The 18,966-nt window shown below is 66.0% G+C and carries 19 protein-coding genes; 13 read left to right on the forward strand and 6 right to left on the reverse strand.

Features of this window, described 5'->3' with window-relative positions; translation table 11 throughout:
* Window positions 1–126: 126 nt before the first annotated feature.
* Together AC3WS7_RS05465 and AC3WS7_RS05470 are read left to right on the forward strand one after the other, a co-directional pair.
* Window positions 127–612, forward strand: coding sequence for a GyrI-like domain-containing protein (locus tag AC3WS7_RS05465; RefSeq protein WP_492655655.1), 486 nt, complete (start codon window positions 127–129; stop codon window positions 610–612).
* A 3-nt stretch (window positions 613–615) separates the two neighbouring features.
* Complete coding sequence (locus AC3WS7_RS05470; protein WP_492655656.1) at window positions 616–1,476, forward strand: AraC family transcriptional regulator; 861 nt, start codon at window positions 616–618, stop codon at window positions 1,474–1,476.
* Window positions 1,477–1,489: 13 nt separating this feature from the next.
* On the opposite strand, the gene AC3WS7_RS05475 is transcribed toward AC3WS7_RS05470, so the two are convergent.
* Window positions 1,490–2,113, reverse strand: a complete 624-nt coding sequence (locus AC3WS7_RS05475) for a hypothetical protein (protein WP_492655657.1) — start codon at window positions 2,111–2,113, stop codon at window positions 1,490–1,492.
* Between the two features lie 45 nt (window positions 2,114–2,158).
* Entirely contained in the window at window positions 2,159–3,616 is a 1,458-nt protein-coding gene (pdxR, locus tag AC3WS7_RS05480) for a MocR-like pyridoxine biosynthesis transcription factor PdxR (RefSeq protein WP_492655658.1), read from the reverse strand.
* 101 nt (window positions 3,617–3,717) lie between these two features.
* Here pdxR and AC3WS7_RS05485 point away from each other — a divergent pair, with 101 nt between their 5' ends.
* Window positions 3,718–4,368, forward strand: a complete 651-nt coding sequence (locus tag AC3WS7_RS05485) for a pyridoxamine 5'-phosphate oxidase family protein (RefSeq protein WP_296465076.1) — start codon at window positions 3,718–3,720, stop codon at window positions 4,366–4,368.
* A 3-nt stretch (window positions 4,369–4,371) separates the two neighbouring features.
* On the opposite strand, the gene AC3WS7_RS05490 is transcribed toward AC3WS7_RS05485, so the two are convergent.
* Window positions 4,372–5,373 carry a GlxA family transcriptional regulator gene (locus AC3WS7_RS05490; RefSeq protein WP_492655659.1) on the reverse strand — a complete coding sequence of 334 codons (1,002 nt, stop codon included), beginning with the start codon at window positions 5,371–5,373 and terminating at the stop codon, window positions 4,372–4,374.
* 91 nt (window positions 5,374–5,464) lie between these two features.
* Between AC3WS7_RS05490 and AC3WS7_RS05495 the strand changes: the two genes are divergently transcribed.
* Genes AC3WS7_RS05495 through nagA form a run of 3 tightly spaced genes read left to right on the forward strand, consistent with a single transcriptional unit; the run spans window position 5,465 to window position 8,123 of the window.
* Window positions 5,465–6,235 (forward strand): MBL fold metallo-hydrolase, encoded by a 771-nt coding sequence (locus tag AC3WS7_RS05495; RefSeq protein ID WP_492655660.1) that lies wholly within the window; start codon window positions 5,465–5,467, stop codon window positions 6,233–6,235.
* Between the two features lie 27 nt (window positions 6,236–6,262).
* Window positions 6,263–6,979, forward strand: a complete 717-nt coding sequence (locus tag AC3WS7_RS05500) for a GntR family transcriptional regulator (protein ID WP_492655661.1) — start codon at window positions 6,263–6,265, stop codon at window positions 6,977–6,979.
* Between the two features lie 10 nt (window positions 6,980–6,989).
* Complete coding sequence (gene nagA, locus AC3WS7_RS05505) at window positions 6,990–8,123, forward strand: N-acetylglucosamine-6-phosphate deacetylase (RefSeq protein ID WP_492655662.1); 1,134 nt, start codon at window positions 6,990–6,992, stop codon at window positions 8,121–8,123.
* 54 nt (window positions 8,124–8,177) lie between these two features.
* On the opposite strand, the gene AC3WS7_RS05510 is transcribed toward nagA, so the two are convergent.
* Genes AC3WS7_RS05510 through AC3WS7_RS05520 form a run of 3 tightly spaced genes read right to left on the reverse strand, consistent with a single transcriptional unit; the run spans window position 8,178 to window position 11,645 of the window.
* A complete protein-coding gene (locus AC3WS7_RS05510; protein WP_296465057.1) occupies window positions 8,178–9,653 on the reverse strand; it encodes an ATP-binding protein in 1,476 nt (491 codons plus the stop codon).
* Entirely contained in the window at window positions 9,640–10,359 is a 720-nt protein-coding gene (locus AC3WS7_RS05515; RefSeq protein ID WP_492655663.1) for a response regulator, read from the reverse strand. Before AC3WS7_RS05515 ends, AC3WS7_RS05510 begins: the two co-directional genes overlap by 14 nt.
* 20 nt (window positions 10,360–10,379) lie before the next feature.
* On the reverse strand, window positions 10,380–11,645 hold the full coding sequence (locus tag AC3WS7_RS05520; RefSeq protein ID WP_296465051.1) for an ABC transporter substrate-binding protein: 1,266 nt from the start codon (window positions 11,643–11,645) through the stop codon (window positions 10,380–10,382).
* A gap of 268 nt (window positions 11,646–11,913) precedes the next feature.
* On the opposite strand from AC3WS7_RS05520, the gene AC3WS7_RS05525 reads away from it, so the two are divergent.
* From AC3WS7_RS05525 to AC3WS7_RS05555, 7 genes are all read left to right on the forward strand, one after another.
* The gene (locus AC3WS7_RS05525; protein ID WP_492655664.1) at window positions 11,914–13,161 is read left to right on the forward strand and encodes an ABC transporter substrate-binding protein; all 1,248 of its coding nucleotides are present in this window, start codon (window positions 11,914–11,916) and stop codon (window positions 13,159–13,161) included.
* Between the two features lie 105 nt (window positions 13,162–13,266).
* On the forward strand, window positions 13,267–14,181 hold the full coding sequence (locus tag AC3WS7_RS05530; RefSeq protein ID WP_296465043.1) for a carbohydrate ABC transporter permease: 915 nt from the start codon (window positions 13,267–13,269) through the stop codon (window positions 14,179–14,181).
* A gap of 8 nt (window positions 14,182–14,189) precedes the next feature.
* Window positions 14,190–15,047: a carbohydrate ABC transporter permease gene (locus AC3WS7_RS05535; protein WP_296465040.1), complete on the forward strand. Its 858-nt coding sequence runs from the start codon at window positions 14,190–14,192 to the stop codon at window positions 15,045–15,047.
* 12 nt (window positions 15,048–15,059) lie between these two features.
* Window positions 15,060–16,202, forward strand: a complete 1,143-nt coding sequence (locus tag AC3WS7_RS05540; protein WP_492655665.1) for an ABC transporter ATP-binding protein — start codon at window positions 15,060–15,062, stop codon at window positions 16,200–16,202.
* Window positions 16,199–17,101, forward strand: coding sequence for a glucosamine kinase nucleotide-binding domain-containing protein (locus AC3WS7_RS05545; RefSeq protein ID WP_492655666.1), 903 nt, complete (start codon window positions 16,199–16,201; stop codon window positions 17,099–17,101). Before AC3WS7_RS05540 ends, AC3WS7_RS05545 begins: the two co-directional genes overlap by 4 nt.
* Window positions 17,102–17,111: 10 nt before the next feature.
* Complete coding sequence (locus tag AC3WS7_RS05550; RefSeq protein WP_492655667.1) at window positions 17,112–18,134, forward strand: SIS domain-containing protein; 1,023 nt, start codon at window positions 17,112–17,114, stop codon at window positions 18,132–18,134.
* A 10-nt stretch (window positions 18,135–18,144) separates the two neighbouring features.
* A complete protein-coding gene (locus AC3WS7_RS05555; protein WP_492655668.1) occupies window positions 18,145–18,960 on the forward strand; it encodes a D-hexose-6-phosphate mutarotase in 816 nt (271 codons plus the stop codon).
* The last annotated feature ends 6 nt before the right edge of the window (window positions 18,961–18,966 follow it).

An 18,966-nucleotide genomic window follows, 5' to 3' on the forward strand; every position in this document is an offset into this window, starting at 1 on the left:
CGCTTATGGATATGCGCAAGCAGCTACTAAAAACATAGCAAACAACGGCAGGCGCAACTCCGCAAGAAATGTCAGGCAGACCTTCTTAGACTGCAGCCTGTGTTCAACCCCGCAGGCCACCGCACCATGTCTACGCCCCACGTTCCCACCGAGTTTCCCCACCACTTTGCAGTCCAGCCCGAGGCCATCACCGTCGTCGGCATCGAGCTGCGCACCACCAACCCGGAGGCCATGCAGACCATTCCGCCGCACTGGCAGCGTTTTGGGCAAGAGGGTGTGCTGGAGCGCATCAGCGGCCGGCTCGATGGCGATGTGTTGGCCGTGTACACCCACTTTGCCCATGCGGGGCGCGACAACACCGGCCTGTATTCGCTGGTGATTGGGGCGCAAGTGGCGCCCGATGCGCCGGTGCCTGCGGGCATGGTGCGGGTGGTGGTGCCAGCTTCGCGCCGCGCCATCTTTCCGGTGCTGCCAGCCAGTTTTGAGCGGGTGGGCCCGGCCTGGGGCGCTGTGTGGGCGCAGACCACGCTGCCCAAGACCTTTGTGGCGGAGTACGAGCGTTATGCCGCCAATGGCGACATCAGCATCTCCATCGGGCTGGAGCGACACTAAGGCATGAACAAAGCCCATGGCTGGACAGACTACGCGGAGCGCCTGAGCCGGGTGCAGGCCTACATCCACGATCACCTGGACCAGCCGCTGGACCTGGCCCGCCTGGCCGAGGTGGCCCACCTCTCGCCCTACCACTGGCACCGCGTGTACAACGCGCTGTATGGCGAGACCATTGCCGCCACGGTGCGCCGCCTGCGGCTGCACCGCGCCACGGGGTACCTGGCCAACACGGCGCTGCCCATTGAGCAGGTGGCGCGCAAGTGTGGCTACCCCAATGTGCAGTCGTTCACCCGTGCCTTCAGCGGGCTGTATGGCACCAGCCCTTCGCGCTACCGGGCCGAGGGCGGGCACACGGTGTTCCGCCAGGGGCTGGCGCAGGCCCAGGCTGCAGGCCACACGGTGCAGGTGCGCCACGTGCCTGCGGTGCGGCTGGCGGGTGTGGCGCATGTGGGCTCGTACATGCGCATGGGCAAGGCCTTTGGGCAGACGCATGCGTCCATGGCGGCACAGGGCCTGATGCGGCCCGACACGCGCTGGATGGCCGTGTACTACGACGACCCCTACGCCGTGCCCGAGGCGCAGCTGCACAGCCGCGCAGGCCTGAGCTTGCCGCCAGACCACCGCGCTGCGGTGGCCGCGCCGCTGGAGCCTTTCACCCTGGGCGGCGGCCCGTGCGCGGTATTGCGCCACCAGGGGCCCTACGCCACCATGCGCGCGGCCTACCAGTGGCTCTACGGCCAGTGGCTGGTCCAGTCCGGCCACGAGGCGGCCAACCTGCCCGTGTTCGAGGACTACCTGAACCACCCCGGCAACACCGCCCCCGCCGATCTGCTGACCGACATCTACCTGCCGTTGGCGGGGTGAGGCTGCGTCGGGTCTACAACCCCAGCTGCCCCTTCACCACCGCCAGCACCGTGCCACCGGCCGCCTTGGCGGCGTCTTTGGCAAAGTCCATAGCAATGCCTTTGAACAGCTTCTTGCGTTCGGCCGCATCCTTCACGTCCTTGGCTTTGTTGTAGCCCACGCGAAAAGCCGCCAGCTCCTTCTTGGCAAACAAGGACTCCAGCACCTGGAACAGGCCATCGGCCGAGACGCGGATGATCTCGGTGCTGAAGGGGTGGTCGAAGATGTGCTGGTGGATCTTCAGCTGGCCTTGCAACCAGTTCTTGGCCAGGGTGTCTTCGATGATCAGGCAGATCTTGTCGCCCTGCGGCTCCAGCGATGCGTTGGCCAGCGCGGCCAGCAGGCGCCCGGCGGCCTGGTCTTCCACCCGGCCACCAAACTTGAGCGCGGCCTCGTAGCGCAGCTTCTTCACCTTGACCACCGGGGTCTTGAGCCGCTCGCTCACGGTCTGGTTGTTCAGCCGCGCCATGGGCCCCGAGCCGCCCAAGCCATGCTGGTCCAGCAGGTGCATCACCAGCGCATCAATGTCCGCCTTGGGCATGGCCCCCAGGCCGAACTTCAGGTAGTTGTCGAGGAATTCGGTTTCAAAGCTGGACATGGGGGGCGCCTCTGGAGGGTCTGTGGATATGACAGTGCGGCAACTCTAGCCGAAGCGGCGCACCACCTCGGCGAGCTTCTTCACCAGCCCTGGCATCTGCTCCACCGGCACTTGCGCATACCCCAGCAAAAAGCCGCGCCAGGGCTGAACGCGGTTGCCTATGGCCTGCTCGCTGAGTGCCGGGGCCACCACGCCTTGGGCCAGCAGCGCGCGGCTCATGGCGGCGTCGTCGGCGTGCGGGTTGTGCAGGCGCAGCGCCAGGTGCATGCCGGCGGAGCCGCCGTACACATCGGCCACATCGCCCAGCTGCTGCTCCAGCGCGGCCACCAGCGCGTCGCGGCGCTGGCGGTACAGGCGGCGCATGCGCCGCAGGTGCAGGCTGAACTGCCCGCTTTGCATGAACTCGGCCAGCGCCAGTTGGTCGGCCGCGCGCCCGCGGGGTGCGGTGCGCGCCAGCATGGGGCTGAGCGGCGCCACCAGCGTGGCGGGTACCACCACAAAGCCAATGCGCAGCGCGGGGAACATGGTTTTGCTGAAGGTGCCCAGGTAAAGCACCGGCGCATCGGCCGCCAGGCCCTGCATGCACGAGAGCGGCGGCCCGTCGTGGCGGAACTCGCTGTCGTAGTCGTCCTCGATGATGAGCGCCGAGGCCGAACGCGCCTGCGCAATGAGGGCCATGCGCCGCTCCAGGCTCAGCACGCTGCCGGTGGGGTACTGGTGCGAGGGCGTGACGTAAATCAGCTTGGGCGGGTGGCGCTGCCAGTCGGCCGCGGTGGGGGCGATGCCTTCGCTGTCCACCACCATGCCCATCGGTTTGAGCTGTGCGGCCTTGAAGGCGGCCAGCGCACCCTGGTAGCCGGGGCTCTCAATCCAGACCTTGTCGCCCGCATCGGCAAAGGCGCGGGCACACAGGTCCAGGCTGCTCTGCGTGCCGTCGGTGATGATGACCTGGCTGGCGTCCAGCAGCGCACCACGCGCCACGCGCAGGTGGCTGGCTATGGCCTCGCGCAGCGCGGCTTCGCCGGTGGGTTCGGCGTAGTTGAGCTGCGCGGTGCGCAGGCCGCGCCAGGCGCGGTCCAGCAGGCGGCGCCACAGCGTGACCGGAAACTCCTTCAGCGCGGGCACGCCGGGCGCAAACGCGGCCGGGGTCTCGGGCGCATCGCGGGTGGGCACGGCCAGGGCGCGTTTGGACAGTCCCACGCGCAATGGTGCGGCGTTGCGTGTGGGTGGCGGCACGGCGGCTGCCGCATCGGCCACCACGGTGCCACGCCGGTCGGGCAACACAAAACCTTCGGTGGCGAGCTGGTCGTAGGCATAGAGCACGGTGTTGCGCGACACGCCCAACTCCTGCGCCAGCGTGCGTGTGGCGGGAAGGCGGGCGCCGCTGCCCAGCGTGCCGGTGCGGATGGCACTGCGCAGGCATTCGTGTAGCTGGCGCTGGCGCGACCAGCGGGCATGCGCGGGCGTGGCAGTGTAGCGGGAGAACAGCAGTTGGTAGTCCACAGCAGGCCTTGAATCGTGGTTCTAGAAAATAGTGCAGAGGTGGATCTTAATTTGGAACCACAAGCGGCCTACATTGCAGCCATTCCTTCACTTGCGCTGCCATGACCACTTCTGCCTCCAAGCCCACCGCCCCCTCCGACCGCACCCGTGTGCGCCGCATTGCCGAGAACGCCCACTACGACGCCGCCACGCTGCACGCCATCCTGGACGCGGCCTATGTGTGCCACGTGGCCTTTGCCGATGAGAAGGGCACGCACTGCATTCCCACGGCCTGCTGGCGCGAAGGCGATCACCTCTACATCCATGGCTCCAACGGCGGGCGCCTCATCAAGCTGTTGGCCAAGGGCACCCAGGCTTGTGTGACGGTGACACACATCGACGGCCTGGTGCTGGCGCGCTCGGCCTTCCACCATTCGATGAACTACCGCTCGGCCATGGTGTACGGCCAGTTTGAAAAGGTGGACGACAAGCGCGCCGCACTGGATAGCTTCATGCGCCACCTGGCCCCCGGCCGCGAGCACGAGGTCCGCCCCGGCAACGACAAGGAGTTTGCCGCCACCACGGTGATGCGCATCCGCCTGGCCGAAGCCGCCTGCAAGGTGCGCACCGGCGGCCCGAACGACGAGGCCGAAGACATGGGCGTGGCCGCCTGGGCCGGTGTGCTGCCGCTGGTGCAGCAGCGCGGCACACCCGTGGCCGACCCGCTGTGCACGGTGCCAGCACCGGCCTATGTGCAGCAGTGGGCGGCGTAGCGCTCAGGTCTGGCGTTTGCGGTAACGTGCGGGCGACTCGCCCACCAAGCGGCCAAACAGGCGGCTGAACGAAGCCACATCGGTGTAGCCCACGGCCTCGGTGATACGGGCCAGGCTGTGGGGCGTGCTGTGCAACAGCTGCTTGGCTTTTTCCACGCGTGCAGCTTGCAGCATGGCCAGGGGTGTCTGGCCGGTTTCTGTCTTCACCCGCCGCAACAGGGTGCTGGGGCTGACCAGAAAGGCCGCAGCCAACACGCCGAGCTGAAACGGCTGGGCCAGCCGGCTGTGCAGCCAAAGACTGACCTGCTGCGAAAACGAGGGCAGGCGCGGTGCCGGCATCAGCCGCACGTCCACAAACGGGGCCTGGCTCGGCCGCTCGGGTGGCAACAGGCTCACCCGTGCGGTGGCGGTGGCAATGTCGGCCCCCAGCGTGTGTTTGACGAGGTGGATGGCCAGGTCAAACGCCGAACTCACCGCGCCCGTGGTCACCACACCGGCATCGTCCAGCAGCATGGCGGTGTCATCCACGGTGCTGCCGGGGTAACGCTGGCCCAGCACCTGGGTGAACAGCCATGCGGTGGTGACACGGCGCCCCTGCAACAACCCGGCTTCGCCCAGCAAAAAGGCCCCAATACACACCGAGGCCACCGGCGTGCCCGTGGCGTACACGTTGCGCACGTAGGCGCACTCCGGTGCCAGCGGGGCCAGGGCGCGGTCCCAGTCCACGCGGTGGTTGATTTCCATGCCGGGCACGATGAGCACGTCATAGCGGCCCCGCGGTGCGCGTGTGCTGATGACGGTGCCACCCGCAATGGCCACGCTGCGCCCGCGCAGGCCCAGCACCTGCACGTCCAGCAGGGCATGCGCGCCGGGGCGGCGGGCCTCGGCCAGGTCCAATGCCAGGCGCAGCAGCTCGGCCATGCCAAACACCTGCGTGCCCATGCAGCCGGGGTAGGCCAGCACGCCGATGCGCCAGGTCTTCTGTTCGGTGGTGGTGGGCTGCATGCGGATATTGACACTAAAAATGCGAATAACCGCATGCTACTGCAAGGCCATGAAAACCAACAATGCAGCATCTTCACTCTGCATTGCTGCCATGACTTCTGTTCGTGTTGTACGTGTCCCCGTCCTGCCGTTGGGCATGGTCAATTGCCATTTGCTGCTGGGCCCAAAGGGCTGTGTGCTGGTGGATGCCGGGTTGCCCGGCTCCGAGGCCAAGGTGCGCCGCGTGTTGCGCCGGCACGGGCTGGACTATGCCGATATCCGGCTCATCGTCATCACCCACGCCCATATTGACCACGCGGGAGCCGCCCGCAAGCTGCGCAAGTTGTCGGGCGCCCCCATCGTGGCCCATGCGGGGGACCTGGACTACTACGAGCAAAAGAAGCCCATGACCTTTTGTGCAACCGACTGGTTCAGCCGCCTCTTCTTGCGCACCGGCCTGATCCTGCGGCCCTACGCGCCCTTCACGCCCGATGTGTTGCTGCAAGATGGTGAGAGCCTGGACCTGCAGCCCTATGGCCTGCCGGGGCGTGTGCAGCACACACCGGGGCACACGGCTGGCTCCATCTCCATCCAGATGGAGGGGGGTGACGCCATGGTGGGGGACTTGCTGGCCTCGGGGGTGATGCTGGGCGGCCTGCTGCGCACGGGCCGGGCCAAGCGGCCACCGTTTGAAGATGACCCGCACCAGGTCGCCGATGAACTGCAGCGCCTGGTCGACGCGGGGGCGCAGCGCTTCTACCTGGGCCATGGGGGGCCTTTGCCAGCCCGCGAAGTGCTGCGGCACACCCGGGCCTTGCGCGCACTGCCGCAGCGCCCACTGCACACCTGTTGCGACAGGCATCAAGCGCCGGTGGATGGGTAAGTGGTACTAAACTGGTATTATTGATGAGTGAGCACCACACGCATCCCTGACAACTCCCCGCTCTACCTGCAACTGGCCCACCAGCTGGAGGCAGACATTCGCGCAGGCACCTACCGCGTGGACCAGGCACTGCCCTCCGAGCGGGTGTTGTCCGAGTCGCTGGGGGTGTCGCGCATCACGGCGCGCAAGGCCATTGACGTGCTGGTGGAGCAGGGCCTGGTACAGCGCCGCCACGGTTCGGGCAACTTCATTGCGCCGCGGCTGGAGCAGCCGGTGTCCAAACTGGCCAGCTTTTCGGAAGAGCTGCGCCAGCGCGGGTATGTGCCCAGCAGCCACTGGATCACGCGTGAGGTGGCCGCTGCCACGGCGGCAGAGCGCGAGGCACTGGTGCTGGCGCGTGGTGCCCGTGTGGCACGGCTGGAGCGCCTGCGCCTGGCCGATGGCGTGCCCATGGCCTACGAGCGCAGCGCCGTGCTGCTCAGTGCCTGCCCGCGCCCGCAAGACCTGGACGGTTCGCTCTACCTGCACTTGGCACGCAGCGGCCTGGCTCCGGTGCGCGCGGTGCAGCACATCCGCGCCGTGAATGCCGAGCCCGCCATGGCTGCGCAGCTGGGCATTGCCGCCGGTGCGGCCTTGCTGTGGGTCAACCGCACGGCCTATTGGCCCGACGGCGTGGCGGTGGAGTACACGCAGTCGTACTGCCGCAGCGACTACTACGACTTTGTGGCCGAGTTGAAAACCTGAGAACACTGACATGCCTACTCCTTCCAACCCCCTGCAGGGCCACATCCTCACCCCCAGCGGTTTTGTGCACGGCACGCTGACGCTGGATGCGCAGGGGCGCATTGCTGGCATCACCGGCACACCGGTGGCGACCGCCGCAGTGCGCGACAGTGGCGCGCCCATCGTGCTGCCCGGCTTCATCGACCTGCATGTGCACGGCGGCGCGGGCCACGACATCATGGAGGGCGGCGACGCGGCCTTGCATGTGGCCACGCTGCACGCGCGCCACGGCACCACCAGCCTGCTGGCCACCACCATGACCGCACCGCAGGCCGACCTGGACGCGGCCTTTGCGGCCATGGGGCCACTGTGCGCGCAGCGCGCGCCCAACGCCGCGCGCGTGCTGGGTGTGCACCTGGAAGGCCCCTACATCAGCGAGGCCCGCCTGGGTGCGCAGCCGCCGTTTGCGCGGCCCGCCAGCTTGGGCGAGATCCACCGCCTGCACGCGATGGCGCCCATCCGCCTGATCACCCTGGCACCCGAGGTGGGTGGCAACCATGACCTGATTGCCCAGCTGGTGGCCGAGGGTTTCAAGGTGCAGCTGGGCCACACCACCGGCAGCTACGAGCAGGGTGTGGCCGCCCTGCGCTGCGGCGCTACCGGTTTCACCCATTTGTTCAACGCCATGTCGGCCCTGCACCACCGCGAGCCCGGCATGGTGGGGGCGGCGCTGGCGCATGCCGAGTTTGCCGAGGTCATCCCCGACCTGCTGCATGTGCACCCCGGCGCCATCCACACCGCGCTGCGCGCCATCCCCAAGCTGTATTGCGTGACTGATTCCACATCGGCCGCGGGCATGCCCGATGGGGACTACAAACTGGGCCGCCACACGGTGACCAAGTGCATGGGCGGCGTGCGCCTGGCCGATGGCACGCTGGCGGGTTCGGTGCTGAGCATGGACCAGGCGCTGCGCAACCTGGTGGACACCCTGGGGCTGGATTTGGCCGACGCGTCCAAACGGGTGTCGACCTACGCCGCCGACCACCTGGGCCTGCCAGACCGCGGCCGCCTGCAGGCCGGTGCCTGGGGCGACGTGGTGGTGCTCAACCGCGACCTGGCCTTGCGGGCGGTGCGAGTAGAAGGCCAGGAAGTGCTATTGAATTAGGAGCTGCTGGCGCAGCATCTATGGGCGCTAGAGGCCAATTTGGCCATAAATCGTCTAGGTGTCCTGCGGCAGCGCTGCCAGCAACACGGTGACCACCAGACCACCCTCGGCGTGGTTGTGCAGGCGGATCTCGCCGCCGTGGGCCTGGAAGATGTTGCGCGCAATGCCCAGGCCCAGGCCGGTGCCGGTGCGGTTTTGCTGCTGGCCGTGGGAGAGGCGCACATGCGGCTCAAATGCCGCCGACATGCTGGCCTGTGCGATGCCGGGGCCAAAGTCGCGCACCTCCACCAGCGCGCGGCTGCCTTGCAGGCTCAGGCGCACCTGCACCCGTTCGCCATAGAGCACCGCGTTGTCCAGCAGGTTGCTGAACGCGCGCTCCAGCGCCAGGGGTTTGCCCAGCACGCTCACGGCTTCGGCTGTGCATTCGATGCTGGCATCGGGGTGGATGGGGCGCTGGGCCAGGCGGGCCAGCAGGGTGTCCAGCCGCACGGGGGTGAGGTTCTCGTGGATGTCGGTGTCTTTCACGCTTTGCAGCGCGGCTTTCACCATCACGTCGAGGTCGTCCAGATCCTCGTGGAATTCGGCGCGCAGGGTGTCGTCGTCCAGCAGCTCGGTGCGCAGCTTGAGCCGCATGATGGGCGTCTTGAGCCCGTGCGAGATGCCCAGAAACAGCCGTTCGCGGTCCACCAGGTAGCCCTGGATGCGGGCCTGCATTTCGTTGAAGGCGCGCGCCGTGCGGCGCAGTTCGGCGGTGCCGGTTTCTGGCACGCTCTCAGGCGCGGTGTCGCTGCCAAAGGCGTTGGCGGCAGACGCAATTTTGTTGAGTGGGCGAATCAGCCCACGCACCAGCAACACGCTGAGCACCAGCACGGTGAGCAAGGTCACCAATTGCATGGCCACGCGGTCCAGCGTGAGCGGGTTGGCGTTTTCCAGAAAATACGGGTCGGGCATGGGCGCGGCCAGGTACAGCCAGCGCCCCGGTTCAAACTCGGCCTGGATCACCAGCACCGGTGCGGGCCGCGGGCGCAGCAGCAGCGTGGCTTCCACCCACGATTCGGGTAGGTCGCGCACCATGCGGCCGTCGTCCGACACCTGCAGGCTGTCGGGCCAGGCGAAGGCCACTTCCGGGGCCTGCGTGGCGCTGAGGTTGTGCACCAGGTCTTCGCGCACCACGTCCACCACGGCGTCCACCAGCGCATTGCCGGTGACCGGGCTGATGGGCACCTGTGCCTTGTTCACATTCACAAAAAAACGCGTGCCGCCCATGGTGCGCAGTTGCTCAATCAGGATGGGGCGGAACTGCGGCGGCAGATCGCGGAAAAAACGGATGGAGCCGGCCGCATTGAGCGCAATGTGTTTGCCTGCGCTGAGTGCTTCGGTGCGGGCGCTTTCGCGCAGCTGGCGGGCCCACAACAAGGTGCCCACCAGTTGCGCACTGACCACGCCCAGCGCCATGACCACCACAATGCGGCCCAGCAGGCTGTCGGGCAGGTAGCGGCGCGACCAGCGTCGGCGGTCAGCTGTCGCCATGCTGGCTCACATCGGCCGAGAACACATAGCCGCTGCCACGCACGGTTTTGATGAGCACAGGCTGTTTGCCGTCGTCATGCAGGCGCTGGCGCAGGCGGCTGATCTGCACGTCCAGCGAGCGGTCCAGCGGGCCGAGGTCGCGGCCACGGGTTTGCTCCATGAGGCGGGCGCGGTCCAGCGTTTCGCCCGCGTGTTCGGCAAAAAAACGCAGCAGGTTGAAGTCCATGCTGGTCAGCACCACGGGCTGGCCCTGCGGGTCGGTCAGCACACGCTCCACCACGTCCATGCTGAAGCCGGCAAATTTGAGGAAGCGCACCGGGGCACCGGGTGCGCCCAGCTGCATGCGGCGGTGGATGGCCTTGATGCGGGCCAGCAGCTCGCGCGGGTTGTAGGGCTTGGCAATGTAATCGTCGGCGCCCAGCTCCAGCCCGACGATGCGGTCGGTGTCGTCGGCACTGGCGGTGAGCATGATGATGGGCACGGGCGACTGGCTGCGCACGCTGCGGCACAGCGTGAAGCCATCGGTGTCGGGCAGCATCACGTCCAGGATGACCAGGCTCAGCTCGTCCTTGAAGCGCTCGAACTCGGCGTTGAAGCTGGCGCCGTCGTGCGCCACGCGCACCTCGTACTGGTGTTTCTCCAGGTAGGTCTTGAGCAGGTTGCGGGTTTTTTGGTCGTCATCAACAACGAGCAGGGTGCGGTTCATGGCGTGTCCGGTGGGTGGGGTTAGCGCTCGGCACCAGAGGCGCGGATGACGGCGGCTAGCCGGCGCTGGGCCTCTTGCGGCTCCATGCGTGCGTCGGTCAGAAAGCGCCACAGGGTTTGCGCCACGGCGTCCTTGATGGCTTCGTCGGCCGCCATGCGGTGGGCCAGGCTGGGCACGCGTGCGCTGCGTGGGGCGGCAAAGGTCTCCCACGAATCGCGTGCGCAGCCGTCCAGCGAAGACACGTCCACATCGCGGCGTACCGGCACGGCGCCCTTGATGCGGTTGTAGGCCAGCTGGGTGGCGGGGCTTACCACCACCTCGGCCATTTTTTCCTGGGTGGCTTCACGCTGGCGTGCGCTGACCAGCATGGCCAGGGTGTCCACGCTGTAGAGGTGCATGCCCTCGGTGCCGGGCACCACCACACAGCCAAAGTCTTTGGTGGGGCTGGCGCCCCATGCCATCAGTTCGCCCTTGGCCCAGTCGCCCATGATCATCATGCCGGCGCTGTCGTTCATGAGCTCGCGGGCGCCATCGGTCCAGGTTTTCTCTTGCGGGTTGTCGCCCGACAGGGTGCGCAGCCAGCGCAGGCGTTGCAGGGCGCGTTCCACGCGCGGGTCCATCCAGGCGCTGCCCTTGCGCTGCACGATCAGCTCGCGGTACAGCGTGGGGCCGGCTTCGCCGAGCAGCACGGTTTCGAACACGGTGGCCATTTGCCAGGGCTCGTCGCTCCAGACCAGCGGGCGCAGGCCCAGCGCCGTGAGCTTGCGGGCGGCGATTTCAAACTGGCCCCAGCTGCGCGGTGGCGTGAGGCCCAGGCGCGCAAACAGCTTGCGGTTGTAGAGCAGGGTGTTGATGCGCTGGATGCCCAGGGGGGCTGCGATCACGTCGCCCTTGTAGGTGACCAGGTCCAGCACGGTGGGGAACAGCACCTGCGCCCAGCGCTGGCGCTGGGCCACGCCATTGAGGGGCAATACCAGGCCCATGTCGGCCCAGTCGGTGAGCGTGGTGCCAATGAGTTGGGCCACGTCGGGCGGGTCGCCCAGCAGCACGCGGCTCTTGAGCACCTTGACCGCGGCCATGCCGCCGCCGCCGGGTATGGCGGCGTCTTTCCACACCACACCGGCGTTGGCGAGCTGGGCGCTGAGCTGGTCGGCCGCACGGCGCTCACTGGCAGACGTCCACCAGTGCAACACGTCCAGCGGCACGCCGGGGCCTTGCGCGTGGGCGGGCCCGGCAGCTCCTAGCCAGCACGACAGACCCCACACGAACCAGGCGAAAGCTTTCATTTGCTGTCGTTTTGTAATGTTATGTATGCCGGCCGCCTGAACCACTCCCCGGGGCCGCTAGCGCGGCCTTGCCCTGCGTAATAAAGCGTAAGCCAGAGTTGCGGTGCATGGGGAAAATATTCAATGAAATCAACGACTTAATTCTGTAATGCCACTGCGTTAGAGCGGTTTGATATTACAGGGGTCACAGCATAACCTCCGCCCCACTGAACGGCTACCGCGATGCACGGAGTCGGCAGTTTCATTCAACCGATGATCAGGAGATTCCATGTCCCAACCCCTTCGCATGGCCGCCGCTGCGGCAGCGCTGGTTTGCAGTAGCTTTGCAGGTGCCGGTACGCTCACCATTGAGAGCTGGCGTGTCGATGACAAAGGTTTGTGGGAAGACGTGCTGCTGCCCGCCTTCTACAAAGCCAACCCCGGCATTACCGTCAAATTCGCGCCCACTGCGCCGCCCGAGTACAACTCGGCATTGAACGCCCGCCTGACCGCCGGCACCGCCGGCGACCTGGTGACCTGCCGCCCGTTTGATGTGTCGCTGGACCTGTTCAAGAAGGGGCATCTGGACAAGCTCAATGGCAACCCTGCACTGAAGAACTTCCCGGAGTCTGCCCAGGTGGCCTGGCAGACCGATGACGGCAAAGACACCTACTGCGTGCCCATGGCGTCCGTGATCCACGGTTTCTTCTACAACAAGAAGGTGTTTGCCGAGCTGGGCCTGGCCGTGCCGGTGACCGAAGCCGACTTCTTTGCCGCCATGGACAAGATCAAGGCGCAAGGCAAGGTGGCGCCCATTGCCATGGGAACCGCCGACCAGTGGGAAACCCACCAGATCGTTTACACCGGCATTGGCCCCAACTACTGGAAGGGCGAAGAAGGCCGCAAGGCCATCATTGCTGGCAAGAAGAAGTTCACCGACCCCGAGTTTGTGAAGACCTGGGACGTGATGGCCAAGTGGGCCGCCTACCTGCCCAAGGGTTACCAGGCGCAAACCTATGGTGATTCGCAGAACCTGTTTGGCACGGGCCGTGCCGCCATCTACCCCACAGGTTCGTGGGACATCTCGTACTTTGAGGGCAACAGCAAGGTGGAGTTTGGTGCCTTCAAGCCACCCGTGGCCAAGGCGGGCGACCCTTGCTACATCTCGGACCACACTGACATCGCCATGGGCATCAACAGCAAGAGCAAGAACAAGGCTGACGCCCAAGTGTTCCTGAACTGGCTGGCGAGCAAAGAGTTTGCCGACCTGTACACCAACAAGGTGACCGGCTTCTTCTCGTTGTCCAAACACGCGATTGACGTGAAGAACCCTGTGGCCAAGGAAATGATCGGCTGGCGCAACCAGTGCAAGAGCACCATCCGCCTGAACGCCCAGATCATGAGCCGCGGCACGCCGAGCATGGAAAACGAGTTCTGGAACGTGAACTCGCAAGTCATGAACGGAAAGATGGCGCCCAAGGACGCTGCTGCGCAGATCCAGACCGGATTTGCCAAGTGGTACACACCGGCCAAATAAGCACCGGTATCTGAAAGAAGGGTGCGGGCCGGTGGCCTGCACCCTGGCGGCGCCAGTGCCTTGCGCCTCCTCTCCCTCTCGACTCTCTGACCAACAAGGTCTCTCATGAAACTCGGCTTTTCCTGGCGGGTGCTGGTGTTTATCGCCCCGGCACTGCTGATCTACGCCACCTTCAGCGCGCTGCCGCTGATCGACACGCTGCGCCTGGGCCTGTACAGCGCCGACGACACCGGCGTGCGCACCTTCTCGGGCCTGTCCAACTACATCACCATCCTCTCGGACCCGCAGTGGTCGGCGAGTTTCTGGAATGCGATGGGCAACAACCTGGAGTTCTTTGGCATCCACATGCTGGTGCAAAACCCCGTGGGGCTGCTGTTGGCGGCCTTGCTGTCCTTGCGCAATGTGCGTTTTGCCGCGGCCTACCGCACGGTGTTTTTTCTGCCCACGCTCCTGTCGGTGGTGATCATCGGGTTTGTGTGGCAGCTGATCCTGTCGCCCTTGTGGGGTGTCTCGGAGCGCCTGCTCACGGTGGTGGGTCTGGGCGACTGGTTCGCGCCCTGGCTGGGGCTGGAAGACACTGCGCTGATCACTGTGTCGTTGATGTCGGTGTGGCAGTTCATCGGCGTGCCCATGATGCTGATTTATGCCGCGCTGATCGCGATTCCCGAGGACATCATTGAAGCCGCCGTGGTGGAGGGCGCCTCGCCCTGGCGCATCTTCTGGCAAATCCGCCTGCCGCTGATCCTGCCCACGCTGGGGCTGGTGACCATCCTGACCTTTGTGGCCAACTTCAATGCGTTTGACCTGATCTACACGGTCAAGGGTGCCGTGGCCGGCCCCAACTACAGCACCGACATTTTGGGCACGCTGTTCTACCGCACCTTCTTTGGTTACCAGTCGCAAGTGGCCAGTGCCACTATGGGCGCAGCCGTGGCCACCTTGATGTTTCTGGTGATTCTGGTGGGCGTGGCCCTGTATTTCCTGGTGGTGCAGCGCAGGCTGCAACGCTTCGCTTTGTGAGACCCCACATGGCCACAACACACTCCTTCTCCAAAGCCCTGCCCGTGGCCCCCAGCCGCGTGTTTGTGCACCTCACGCTCATCGCCTACCTGTTGCTGGCGCTCTTGCCCATTCTGTTGGTGTTCATGAACTCGTTCAAGAGCCGCGACGCCATTTTTGATGACCCGCTGGCCTGGCCCACGACCGAGACCTTCTCGCTGATCGGCTACACCAAGGTGCTGGGCCGCTCTGATGTGCTCATGTACTTCGGCAACAGCTTCATCGTCACGGTGGCATCGCTGTTCTTCATCTTGTTGTTTGGTGCCATGGCGGCTTGGGGCCTGTCGGAATACCGCTTCAAGGGCAACCGCTGGCTCAAATTCTTTTTTGCCTTCGGCATCATGGTGCCGATCCGGCTGGGCACGGTGTCCATCCTGCAACTGATGGTGGAGCTGAACCTGGTGAACACCCTCACGGCGCTGGTGCTGGTGTACGTGGCGCAAGGCCTGCCGTTGGCCATCATGATCCTGTCGGAGTTCATGGGCCAGGTGCCCAGTGAGCTGAAGGATGCAGCGCGTTGCGACGGCATTGACGAGTTCCGCATCTTCTTCCAGGTGGTGGTGCCGTTGATCCGCCCCGCCATTGCCACGGTGGCGGTGTTCACCATGGTGCCGATCTGGAACGACCTGTGGTTCCCGCTGATCCTGGCACCGTCCGACAAGACCCAAACCATCACGCTCGGCATCCAGCAGTTTGTGGGGCAGTACGCCACCGACTGGAATGCCGTGCTGGCCTCGTTGTCCCTGGCCATCGTGCCAGTGGTCACGCTGTACGCCCTGTTCTCCCGTCAACTGATTCGCGGCATCACCGCGGGCGCCGTCAAATAAAGCACACACACCATGGCACGCGTTTCCCTCAAAAACATTTCAAAAAGCTACGGCAGCAACGAGCCGGTGCTGCACAACATCAGCCTCGATATCGAACACGGCGAACTGGTCGTATTGGTCGGCCCCAGCGGCTGCGGCAAGTCCACGCTGTTGCGCGTGCTCTGCGGTCTGGAAGACATCAGCAGTGGCGAGCTGCGTATTGGTGACGATGTGGTCAACGACCTTCCGCCAGCGGAGCGCGGCATTGCCATGGTGTTCCAGAGTTATGCGCTGTACCCGCACATGGACGTGTACCGCAACATGTCCTTCGGCCTGAAGATCCACGGTGCCACCAAGGCCGACATCGACAAAAAAGTGCGCGACGCCGCCAAGGTGCTGCACATCGACCACCTGCTGGACCGCCTGCCACGCGAGCTGTCGGGCGGTCAGCGCCAGCGTGTGGCGATTGGCCGTGCCATCGTGCGTGAGCCGCGCCTGTTCCTGTTTGACGAACCCCTCTCCAACCTGGATGCTGCGCTGCGCGCCAAAACCCGCATCGAGCTGGCCCGCCTGCACCGCGACCTGGATGCCACCATGGTCTATGTGACGCATGACCAGGTGGAGGCCATGACGCTGGGTGACAAGATTGTGGTGCTGAGCGAAGGCCATGTGCAACAGGCGGGCACACCCCTCACGCTGTACCAGCAGCCCGCCAACCGCTTTGTGGCGACCTTCATCGGCTCGCCCACCATCAACCTGCTGCCTGCGCGTGTGATCGAGGTATCCGACCTGGGTGCGCGCTTGCAGCTGGGCAACGGCAGCAAGGTGCTGGCCACGGTAGATGCCTCGCAACTGCAGGTGGGCGAGACGGTGGAAGTGGGCCTGCGCCCCGAGCACTGCGAAGTGCTGCCCGCCGGTGTGGCGCCGGGTGCGGACGACACGGCACTGGATGCCGAGATCACGCTGGTGGAGCACCTGGGCGAGTCCAACCTGCTGTACCTGAAGATGGACGACGGACAGGAGCTGATCGTGCGTGGCGACGGCAATGCCGAAGTGCGCCTGGGTGACTCGGTCATCGTGCGCGCGGCGCCGTCGGCGCTGTATCTGTTCAAGGCCGATGGCACCGCCTGCACGCGCCTGCACCCGGGCAATATGCGCTCGGCCCACGCACTATGAGTGTGGTCTGGAACTTCAACGCACTGCCCGCGCACCTCCACTACGCCATCGGTGTGGATGGCGGTGGCACCAGCACGCGGGCGCGTGTGGTGCACCGCAGCGGTGTGGTGGTGGGCGAGGGCAAGGCCGGCGCTTCGGGCTTGATGCAAGGCACGCCCCAAGCCTGGCGCCATATTGCCCAGGCCATCACCCTGGCGGTGCAGGGCCGCCTGCAAGTCGACTGGCCCGTACCCACGCCTGCCAACTGTGCGCTGGGCCTGGGCCTGGCCGGTGCCAACAACGCAGATTGGTATGCCGAATGTTTGGCCGCCAACACCGGTTACACCCGCCTGGTGTTGGCGTCAGATGCCGTCACCGCCCTGTTGGGTGCCCACCAGGGTGCGCCCGGTGCGTTGGTCATCATGGGCACCGGGGCCATTGGCCTGGCACTGCAAGCGAATGGCCGACACACGACCACCGGTGGCTGGGGTTTCCCGTGTGGTGACGAAGGCAGCGGCGCTGACCTGGGCTTGCAGGCTGTCAACCTCACGCAGCGCGCGGTGGACGGGCGCCATGCCTCCACGCCCTTGACCCGCGATGTCTATGAAACCTTGGGTGGCACGCCCGAGTCCCTGTTGGCCTGGTGTGGCGCAGCACGCCAGTTTGAGTACGCCACCCTGGCGCCCAAGGTGTTTGCGCACGCGGCGCACGATGCGGAGGCGGCCCGCTTGCTGGCACGCGCCGCACAAAGCCTGGAGGCGCTGGCGACCGCGTTGGACCCGGCGCACACCTTGCCGTTGGCGGTGGCGGGCAGCATTGCCCAGCGCCTGCTGCCCCAACTTTCACCCGCCATTGCGCAGCGCGTGGTGCCCGCCCAAGGCGACGCCATGGATGGCGCGCTGGCCCTGTGTTTTCAATAAAGGATTGTTTGTGCGTACTTTGATGTTGGAAGAGGCGCTGGCCTCGGCGCGCCAGGTGGCGCTGCAACTGGCGGCGGATGAAGACCGCTACGCCGCCTTGGGCACCGCCCTGCGCGCGCTGCCGCCGCAAGGCGCGGTGACGATCGCGCGCGGCAGCTCGGACCACGCAGCGGCCTACTTTGCCTACCTGGTGATGTCACGCACCGGGCAGCTGGTCACCTCGCTGCCCATGTCGCTGTTGACGCTGTACAAGGCGCCCCTGGCCAAACAGCGTTTGCTGGCGGTGTCCATCTCGCAGTCGGGCCGCAGCCCGGACCTGATTGAACCGATGCAGATGTTTGAAGCGGCGGGTGCCACCACAGTGGCGCTGGTGAACGACACCACCTCGCCCTTGGCCGAGGCTGTGGACTGGGCGCTGCCGCTGCATGCTGGCCCCGAGAAAAGTGTGGCTGCCACCAAGAGTTTTATCTGCGGCCTGGTGGCCGGCGCGCGCCTGGCTGCGCACTGGGGTGCGCATGCCGACCTGCTGCAAGGCCTGCAAACCCTGTCAGCCGCTTTGGATGACGCGTGCCAACAAGACTGGTCCAGCGCGGTGGAGCCGCTGCGCACCGCCAGCAAGCTGATGGTGATTGGGCGTGGGCCAGGCTTGGCCATTGCACAGGAAGCCGCGCTCAAGTTCAAGGAAACCTGCGCCATCCAGGCCGAGGCTTTCAGCGGGGCCGAAGTCAAACACGGCCCCATGGCGCTGGTGGACGAGAACTACCCCATGCTGGTGTTTGCGCTGCGCGGCCCCGCGCAGCAAAGCCTGATTGACCTGGCCACCGAGATGCGCGGCCGCGGGGCCCAGGTGCTGTTGGCCGCTCCGGCCGATGTGCCTGGCCGCGACCTGACGCTGAGCACGGCACCCCAGGAAGACCTGGACCCGATCACCGCCATCCAGAGTTTCTATCTGTTGGTGGAAGCCGTGGCGCGCGCACGGGGTGCCAACCCGGACCAGCCACGCCATCTCTCCAAGGTCACCACCACCCGATAAACTGCGCGGCATGAATTACCAGACGCTGTGGATTGATGGTGCCCCCGCCGTACGCCTGCGGGGGCCTGCGGGAGATTCGGTGACCGTGCTGCTGCGCGGTGCCCAAGTGATTTCGTGGGTGGATGCGGACGGCGTGGAGCGGCTCTACTGCAGCCCCACGTCGCCGCTCAAAGGCCCGCAGGCCGTGCGGGGTGGCGTGCCGGTGATCTTTCCGCAGTTTTCGGAGCGCGGACCCCTGAAGCGCCATGGCTTTGCGCGCACGCGCGAATGGACGCTGCTGCCCCCAGACCTGTCCGCTGCCGAGCCCGTGGTTGCGCTGCAACTGCACAACGCCGTGGGCGACGACCCCCTGTGGCCCCATGCCTGTGTCTGCACCCTCACGGTAAGCCTGCTGCCCCAGGGCCTGTGCATGGCGTTGACCGTGGCGAACACCGGTAGCAGCACCTTCCCTTTCCATGCGGCCCTGCATACCTACCTGGCGGTGGGCGATGTGACACAGGCCGTGCTGACGGGGGTGTTGCCCGGAGGCGCCGCGCTGCCGCTGCGCGACCCGATCGACCAGATCTTCGAAGCCGTGGCGGGCCCCTTGCAGTTGCAGTGCCCGTTGGGCTCCCTGCAGCTGGCACACACGGGGTTTCGCGATGTGGTGGTGTGGAACCCGGGCCCGGACGTGGTGCTGGCCGATTTGCCGACGGGGGCTTACCGGGAATTCGTGTGTGTGGAGCCCGCTGCCGTGGGGGACGCTGTTGTGCTGGCACCCGCGGCCCATTGGGAGGGTGTCACGGTGATTTCCTACAATCGCGCTCTGTCCACCCCGGACCGATAACCTAAG

The organism is Rhodoferax sp. EU05-FHT12H12 (genome assembly GCF_058791215.1).

Bases quoted from the DNA above. Each gene is read 5' to 3' on its own strand.
- nagA (WP_492655662.1), top strand. From the start codon at position 6,990: ATGCCTACTCCTTCCAACCCCCTGCAGGGCCACATCCTCACCCCCAGC.
- AC3WS7_RS05490 (WP_492655659.1), bottom strand. From the start codon at position 5,373: ATGCAGCCCACCACCACCGAACAGAAGACCTGGCGCATCGGCGTGCTG.
- AC3WS7_RS05495 (WP_492655660.1), top strand. From the start codon at position 5,465: ATGACTTCTGTTCGTGTTGTACGTGTCCCCGTCCTGCCGTTGGGCATG.
- AC3WS7_RS05535 (WP_296465040.1), top strand. From the start codon at position 14,190: ATGGCCACAACACACTCCTTCTCCAAAGCCCTGCCCGTGGCCCCCAGC.
- AC3WS7_RS05515 (WP_492655663.1), bottom strand. From the start codon at position 10,359: ATGAACCGCACCCTGCTCGTTGTTGATGACGACCAAAAAACCCGCAAC.
- AC3WS7_RS05470 (WP_492655656.1), top strand. From the start codon at position 616: ATGAACAAAGCCCATGGCTGGACAGACTACGCGGAGCGCCTGAGCCGG.
- AC3WS7_RS05525 (WP_492655664.1), top strand. From the start codon at position 11,914: ATGTCCCAACCCCTTCGCATGGCCGCCGCTGCGGCAGCGCTGGTTTGC.
- AC3WS7_RS05510 (WP_296465057.1), bottom strand. From the start codon at position 9,653: ATGGCGACAGCTGACCGCCGACGCTGGTCGCGCCGCTACCTGCCCGAC.
- AC3WS7_RS05530 (WP_296465043.1), top strand. From the start codon at position 13,267: ATGAAACTCGGCTTTTCCTGGCGGGTGCTGGTGTTTATCGCCCCGGCA.
- AC3WS7_RS05520 (WP_296465051.1), bottom strand. From the start codon at position 11,645: ATGAAAGCTTTCGCCTGGTTCGTGTGGGGTCTGTCGTGCTGGCTAGGA.
- AC3WS7_RS05465 (WP_492655655.1), top strand. From the start codon at position 127: ATGTCTACGCCCCACGTTCCCACCGAGTTTCCCCACCACTTTGCAGTC.
- AC3WS7_RS05545 (WP_492655666.1), top strand. From the start codon at position 16,199: ATGAGTGTGGTCTGGAACTTCAACGCACTGCCCGCGCACCTCCACTAC.
- AC3WS7_RS05475 (WP_492655657.1), bottom strand. From the start codon at position 2,113: ATGTCCAGCTTTGAAACCGAATTCCTCGACAACTACCTGAAGTTCGGC.
- AC3WS7_RS05485 (WP_296465076.1), top strand. From the start codon at position 3,718: ATGACCACTTCTGCCTCCAAGCCCACCGCCCCCTCCGACCGCACCCGT.
- AC3WS7_RS05555 (WP_492655668.1), top strand. From the start codon at position 18,145: ATGAATTACCAGACGCTGTGGATTGATGGTGCCCCCGCCGTACGCCTG.
- AC3WS7_RS05540 (WP_492655665.1), top strand. From the start codon at position 15,060: ATGGCACGCGTTTCCCTCAAAAACATTTCAAAAAGCTACGGCAGCAAC.